The sequence below is a fragment of the Streptomyces capoamus genome, assembly GCF_014654935.1.
GTDB classification, from domain to species: Bacteria; Actinomycetota; Actinomycetes; order Streptomycetales; family Streptomycetaceae; genus Streptomyces; species Streptomyces capoamus.
Genome location: NZ_BNBF01000013.1, coordinates 101,445 through 107,724, shown reverse-complemented (window position 1 = coordinate 107,724; position 6,280 = coordinate 101,445). Strand labels below are relative to the sequence as shown.

Here is a 6,280-nt window from a genome sequence, read left to right as displayed (position 1 = left end):
GGCGGGCGCGCTGGTGCAGGTTCTCCAGGGAGAGCTTGGCGTCCTTGAGGAAGATCTGCCGGTCGGCCCAGTACCGCACGCGGGTGCCGGTGCGCGTCTTGGGGATCTTCCTGGCCTTGCGCAGACCGCTCTTCGCCTCGAACTTCGCGTCGGCGCCGTCCCCGGCGAAGGCACCGGGCACACCACGCCGGAAGCTGATCGCGTGGGTGTGGCCGCCTCGGTCGACCTCCACGTCGAGTCGGGCGGAGAGGGCGTTGACCACGGAGGCGCCGACGCCGTGCAGACCGCCGGAGGCGGCGTAGGAGCCGCCGCCGAACTTGCCGCCCGCGTGGAGCTTGGTCATGACGACCTCGACACCGGACAGGCCGGTCTTCGGCTCGACGTCCACGGGGATGCCGCGGCCGTTGTCGCGCACCTCGACGGAGCCGTCGTCGTGGAGGACGACCTCGATGTGGTCGCAGTAGCCGCCGAGGGCCTCGTCCACGGAGTTGTCGATGATCTCCCACAGGCAGTGCATCAGACCGCGGCTGTCGGTCGAGCCGATGTACATGCCTGGGCGCTTGCGCACGGCCTCGAGGCCCTCGAGGACGAGTAGGTGCCGCGCGGTGTAGTTGGAACCGTCGCGGTCTGCTCCTGCCAGCAGCGCTGTGGACGGCACGGACGTATCGGCGGTCACGCGGTTCGCTCCTCGCTGAATTTCAGGTGGCCCCCTTTTGGGTAAGGGGGCGGCTTCGGTCGCCGCTCAGAGGGTACCGAGCCCTGGTAGAGCCGGTGTAACGCCACCCTCGGCGGGATCTCACACTAGTCCACACTCGCATACGCGTTCGATCCTTCGATGGGGTGAAGTACACATCACGTTCCCTTCGAGGCATGAACCATTTAGGCTCCGGGCACGTCCTCATGAACAACCGGCAACCCGGCCGGGAGGACCGAGACAGCAAGACAGCGCGAACCCGTACGCATACAAGAGACGCAATACGGCACATTCGCCGCCAAACCGGCAGCAGACCGCCACCCCGAAAGATTTTTTCGAGGAAAAGCCACGAGCGGGAACGTTTTCGGGCTGGTTGGATGTTGACCCTGGTACGACAGCTCGTCGAGCTAGAGAAGAGGCGACGTGACTACTGTTCTGACCCCCGCGAGCCCGCTGACGGCCGCCGATCGCTGCGACCGCTGCGGCGCCCAGGCATACCTGCGCGTCGTCCTGCTGAGCGGCGGAGAACTGCTCTTCTGCGCCCACCACGGTCGCAAGTTCGAGCCGGAACTCAAGAAGATCGCCGCTGAGATACAGGACGAGACGGAGCGGCTGACCTCCGTTCCGAACACCGTTTCGGAAGAAGAGCGCTGAATCTCGCACCCACGACGAGCCAGCTCCGGCACAGGCCGGTGAACGGGCGGCCGCTCCTCACCAGGGAGTGGCCGCCCGCGCTCATGCCCGCGCGCCCTCACGTGGACGAGGAGGGCCGAGCGCGGGTTGTCGCGGCCGGCTGCAGCGCTCGTACGACCTCGGAGACGCGCGTGTAGACACCCGGCAGTCCGGGCTGTCCGCAGCCGCTCCCCCACGACACCAGCCCGATCAGCCGCCCCTGGGCCACCAGAGGCCCTCCGCTGTCTCCCTGGCAGCCGTCCGGGCCCCCGGCGGGCTCGCCGGCGCACAGCATGCTGTCGGCACGGTACGCGCCGTCAGGGCCGCCCGGGTACGCGCGGGCGCACAGCTCGTCGGACAGTACGCGCACGCGTGCGGCGCGCAGTCGGCGCGCGTACGTACCCGCGCCGGTCGTGTCTCCCCACCCCGACACCAGGGCCTCGGTGCCCGGCGCGTAGGCCGGGTCGCCGGGGCCCGCCATGGCGACGACCGCGTTCGGCGGCAGGGAGTCGGCCAGTCCGACGACCGCGAAGTCGCCGGAGTTCGTCCGGCGGTCGTAGGCGGGATTGACCCGGATCTCCCGGACGGCGATCTCCTGGCCCTGCCCCGAGAGGAGATCCGTGCGGCCGGCGATGACCTTGAGGTCGCGCAGCCGGTCCGGTGGTACCCCGAGGGCCTCCTCGGCCAGACAGTGGGCCGCGGTGAGCACCGTGCTGCGCCCGACGGCCACGGCGCCGCAGAACTGGCCCGCCCGCCTTCCTCCGAACAGGTCACGGCTGGCCAGCGCCACCGTCCAGGGAGCCTGGGACACGTCTATGGGGAACCCCCCGACCACCACGCTGTCGGCGACCGCGGGAGGGGGGCTCGCCAGTGGTATCGCCGTGCAGGCGGCCGCCAGGGCCAGCGGCCGGATCAGTGCCCGGGCAAGGGAACGGCGCATGCATGCTCCTGACTCCGCGGTGCTCGTGGGACACCCAGAGTGATCCATGGGGCGCAGGCGCGCAGCACGAAGGCCCGGCCCCCGCGAGGGGACCGGGCCTTCGCCGTCGTGCGGGCGGGATCTAGTCGAGGTAGTCCCGCAGCACCTGCGAACGCGACGGGTGGCGCAGCTTCGACATGGTCTTGGACTCGATCTGGCGGATGCGCTCGCGCGTGACGCCGTACACCTTGCCGATCTCGTCGAGGGTCTTCGGCTGACCGTCGGTGAGGCCGAAGCGCATGGAGACGACGCCCGCCTCGCGCTCGGACAGGGTGTCCAGCACGGAGTGCAGCTGCTCCTGCAGGAGCGTGAAGCTGACCGCGTCGGCCGGGACGACGGCCTCGGAGTCCTCGATGAGGTCACCGAACTCGCTGTCGCCGTCCTCGCCGAGCGGGGTGTGCAGCGAGATGGGCTCACGGCCGTACTTCTGGACCTCGATGACCTTCTCCGGGGTCATGTCGAGCTCCTTGGCCAGCTCCTCCGGGGTGGGCTCGCGGCCCAGGTCCTGGAGCATCTGGCGCTGCACGCGCGCGAGCTTGTTGATGACCTCGACCATGTGCACCGGGATACGGATGGTGCGGGCCTGGTCGGCCATGGCGCGGGTGATCGCCTGACGGATCCACCAGGTGGCGTACGTGGAGAACTTGTAGCCCTTGGTGTAGTCGAACTTCTCGACCGCGCGGATCAGACCGAGGTTGCCCTCCTGGATGAGGTCCAGGAAGAGCATGCCGCGGCCGGTGTAGCGCTTGGCCAGGGAGACGACCAGACGGAGGTTGGCCTCCAGCAGGTGGTTCTTGGCGCGGCGGCCGTCCTCGGCGATGATCTCCAGCTCGCGCTTGAGCTTGGGGGCGAGCTTGTCGGAGTTCGCCAGCTTGTCCTCGGCGAACAGCCCGGCCTCGATGCGCTTGGCGAGCTCGACCTCCTGCTCGGCGTTGAGCAGGGGGACCTTGCCGATCTGCTTCAGGTAGTCCTTGACCGGGTCGGCGGTGGCGCCGGCGGCGGCGACCTGCTGCGCGGGCGCGTCGTCCTCGTCCTCATCGGACAGGACGAAGCCGGCGCTCTCGGCGCCCTCCGGCTCCTCGGCGACCTTGGTGTCCTCGAGGACCTCTTCCTCGAGGAGCTCGACGTCGTCCTTCTTGGCCGTGGTCTTCTTGGCGGCCGTCTTCTTCGCGACGGCCTTCTTGGCGACCGTCTTCTTGGCAACCGTCTTCTTGGCGGCGGCCTTCTTCGCGGGTGCGGCTTCCTCGGCGGACTCGGCGACGGCCGGGGCGGCGGGCGCCGCGGGGGCGGCCGTGCCGGTGGTGGCCTTCCTGGTGGTCACCGTCTTCGCCGCGACCGTCTTGGTGGCGGTGCGCTTGGCCGGGCTCTTCGCTGCGACGCTCTTGCGGGTGCGCTTGGGCTCTGCGGCACTGACCATCAGCGTCACACCCTCTTCCTCAAGAATCTGGTTGAGGCTGCGCAGTACGTTCTTCCACTGAGTGGCCGGAATCTGGTCAGCTTCGAAGGCCCGACGCACATCGTCGCCGGCGATCTGCCCCTCAGCCTTTCCCCGCTCAATGAGCGCCATGACAGAGACGGACTCGGCGATCTCCGGCGGGAGCGTACGGGATGTGCTGGCCGACACGAACAACCTCTCGGAACGTTGGAAAACGGCTTCCGGCACCGTCCACTGCGGACGGGAGCCGACCACCGGCCTGGGGATGGGCCGACGGCGCGGGCGGGGGCCGGGAAGAGGCACAGCGCCTTGTCTGGCGTCCGTATTCCCTCCGCGGCTGTCACCTCTTAGGTCATCGCGCTGTCCCCACGAGCGTTACGCCCAATCTGCGTGGCCCGAGTCACACCCCGTAAGCGGTCAAAAGCGGTCATACCTGCACAGAGATGGACACACTTGACCTCCATCCCGGTCACGCCGACGACCGGGTCCTGTCGTCGCGCCATCGGACCCGCCGGACCCGCCGGACTCCAGAAGGTCCGGCGGGGTCCGGCGACGGCCGGCGCCCGTGGCCCGGCGCCGCCGAAAGCACCACGCGCACGCCGCACACCGGCGACCGCACCGCGCCCCTCGCGGGGTCAGTGCTCGCGCGGGGCGGGAACCACGCGCTCCACCTCGGGGTGGACCGTGAGCAGCTGGCGCATGGCCGCCTCCGCCGCGGTGCCGTCGCCGGTGCCGAGCGCGTCCACGATCCGCGCGTGCTGCGCCAGGGACGCCTCGCTCGGCCGGTCACAGGCGGTGACCGGGCCGCCGGAGACCTGGAGGGCCGAGGAGACGATGCCGGAGAGGTGCTCCAGCATGCGGTTGCCCGCGATCTGGATGAGCAGCGAGTGGAACTCGGTGTCGGCGCGCGCATAGGTGAGCGCGTCACCCTGCGCCATGGCGTGGCTCATGATCTCGACCATGTCGCACAGGCGCTGCTGCACCTCCTCGCGCCCGTGCCCGGCGGCGAGGCGGGCGGCGAGCGGCTCGATCGTCCAGCGCAGCTCGCTCAGCTCCCGGCGCTGGTCGTCGCGCTGCGGCCCGAAGGCCCGCCACTCGATGATGTCCGGATCGAGCAGGTTCCAGTCACTGACGGGCCGTACGCGCGTGCCGACGTTCGGGCGGGCGCTGACCAGGCCCTTGGCCTCGAGGACGCGGAGGGACTCGCGGACGACGGTGCGGGAGACCTCGAAACGCTGGCCGATCTCCTCCGGCACCAGCGGGCGGTCCGCCCCGAGATCGCCCGAGACGATCATCTGCCCGAGCTGCTGGACGAGTTGGCCGTGCAGTCCGCGTCCGCGGCTGCCCGCGGCCCGTCGGCCGACACGGCCCAGCTCCGGCTCCCCGGTGTCCCAGTGGGGTGCGCCGACGCGGTCGGCCACCGAGGCCTCGGCGTAGGGGTAGCGGTCGAGTTCGCCCGGGCCGGCCAGACCTGAGTCTGCGGAGCGGGCGGCGGTCATCATGGTGTGCGCAAGGGTACTCACGGATCCTTTGTCGGCGCCGCCTCCAACTCCCTTGAGGTCTTTGGTGAAAAGCACACGAAAGGGTGATCGCTCACGCCGTCGCAATTGACGCCTTATCGGAAAGAAATGGGCGCTCTTCGGGAAGTTGCGTACAGATCGGTACCGGAAGCGCACGCACGGTAGTCATCGAACCCGGGTGCGCAGTGCCGTGAAGAGATAGGCGCAGAGCAGTGCCGCGAGCGACAAGGCCATTGCGGCAGCCACCGGTTGAGCCAGGATCCGCCCGGCCGCGAGCAGATACCGCTCCCCGCCCAACGGCCATTGCAGGAGGTGGACCGCCCGCAACCGCACCGGGAAGTCGGCCGCCAGCCGCACGGCCGGGCCCCCGAGGGCCTTGTGCACGACGGGAACGACGAGAACCGGTACGGCGAGAACGGCGGCCAGTCCAGCCGTGGTGGACCGGAACACCCCGGCCGCCAGCACGCCGGCCCAGGCGCAGCCGGCGACGAGCCCGAACCAACTCGCGGTGAGCGGGAGCCAGTCCGCGGGAACTCGCGCCGGCTCCCGTCCGTACACGATGTAGAGCACTTCGGCGTCGCAGCCCACGGTGAGGAAGGCGAGCAGCACCGCGGTGGCCCCGGAGACGCACAGTTTCGCGATGAGCAGCCCCAGCCGGCGGGGGACGGTGCCGCGGTCCGCCGCCAGGGCGGGGTGGCGGAACTCGTCCCCGAAGGCCAGGGCACCGAGCAGCCCTGCGGCGAGCGCGGCGGGCGGCAGGGGCAGTTCCCGCGGCCATGCCGCGAAGAGCCGCTCGCGCGGGGTGTGGCCGAGCCGCGCCAGGAGGACGGCGATGAGCGCGGACATCACCAGCGCACCGCCGCAGACGAGGAAGCCGGTGCCGATTCCGGTGGCGCGCCGGACCTCGTAGCGAAGGGGGCGCAGGGGGCTGCGGGCGGGACGCACGGCGATGGGGGGCGGGAGGGGGGAGGAGGGGGTGA

General features: G+C 70.4%; 5 protein-coding genes and 1 pseudogene. 1 reads left to right on the top strand and 5 read right to left on the bottom strand.

What is annotated here, in order from left to right:
- Positions 1–676 (bottom strand): ATP-binding protein (locus tag IE312_RS41155; protein ID WP_268254329.1); only part of this gene is annotated, 676 nt, incomplete at its 3' end.
- 441 nt (positions 677–1,117) lie between these two features.
- Here IE312_RS41155 and IE312_RS21175 point away from each other — a divergent pair.
- Entirely contained in the window at positions 1,118–1,348 is a 231-nt protein-coding gene (locus IE312_RS21175) for a DUF7455 domain-containing protein (RefSeq protein WP_030342923.1), read from the top strand.
- Positions 1,349–1,445: 97 nt separating this feature from the next.
- Here IE312_RS21175 and IE312_RS21170 read toward each other — a convergent pair whose 3' ends face one another.
- The 4 genes and pseudogenes from IE312_RS21170 to IE312_RS41150 all read right to left on the bottom strand — a co-directional run.
- Positions 1,446–2,306 (bottom strand): S1 family peptidase, encoded by an 861-nt coding sequence (locus IE312_RS21170; RefSeq protein WP_189983926.1) that lies wholly within the window; start codon positions 2,304–2,306, stop codon positions 1,446–1,448.
- Positions 2,307–2,427: 121 nt separating this feature from the next.
- Complete coding sequence (locus IE312_RS21165) at positions 2,428–3,969, bottom strand: RNA polymerase sigma factor (protein WP_189983925.1); 1,542 nt, start codon at positions 3,967–3,969, stop codon at positions 2,428–2,430.
- Positions 3,970–4,415: 446 nt separating this feature from the next.
- On the bottom strand, positions 4,416–5,303 hold the full coding sequence (locus IE312_RS21160; RefSeq protein ID WP_189983924.1) for a FadR/GntR family transcriptional regulator: 888 nt from the start codon (positions 5,301–5,303) through the stop codon (positions 4,416–4,418).
- 162 nt (positions 5,304–5,465) lie between these two features.
- A pseudogene (locus tag IE312_RS41150) lies at positions 5,466–6,280 on the bottom strand (ABC transporter); the annotation flags it as partial.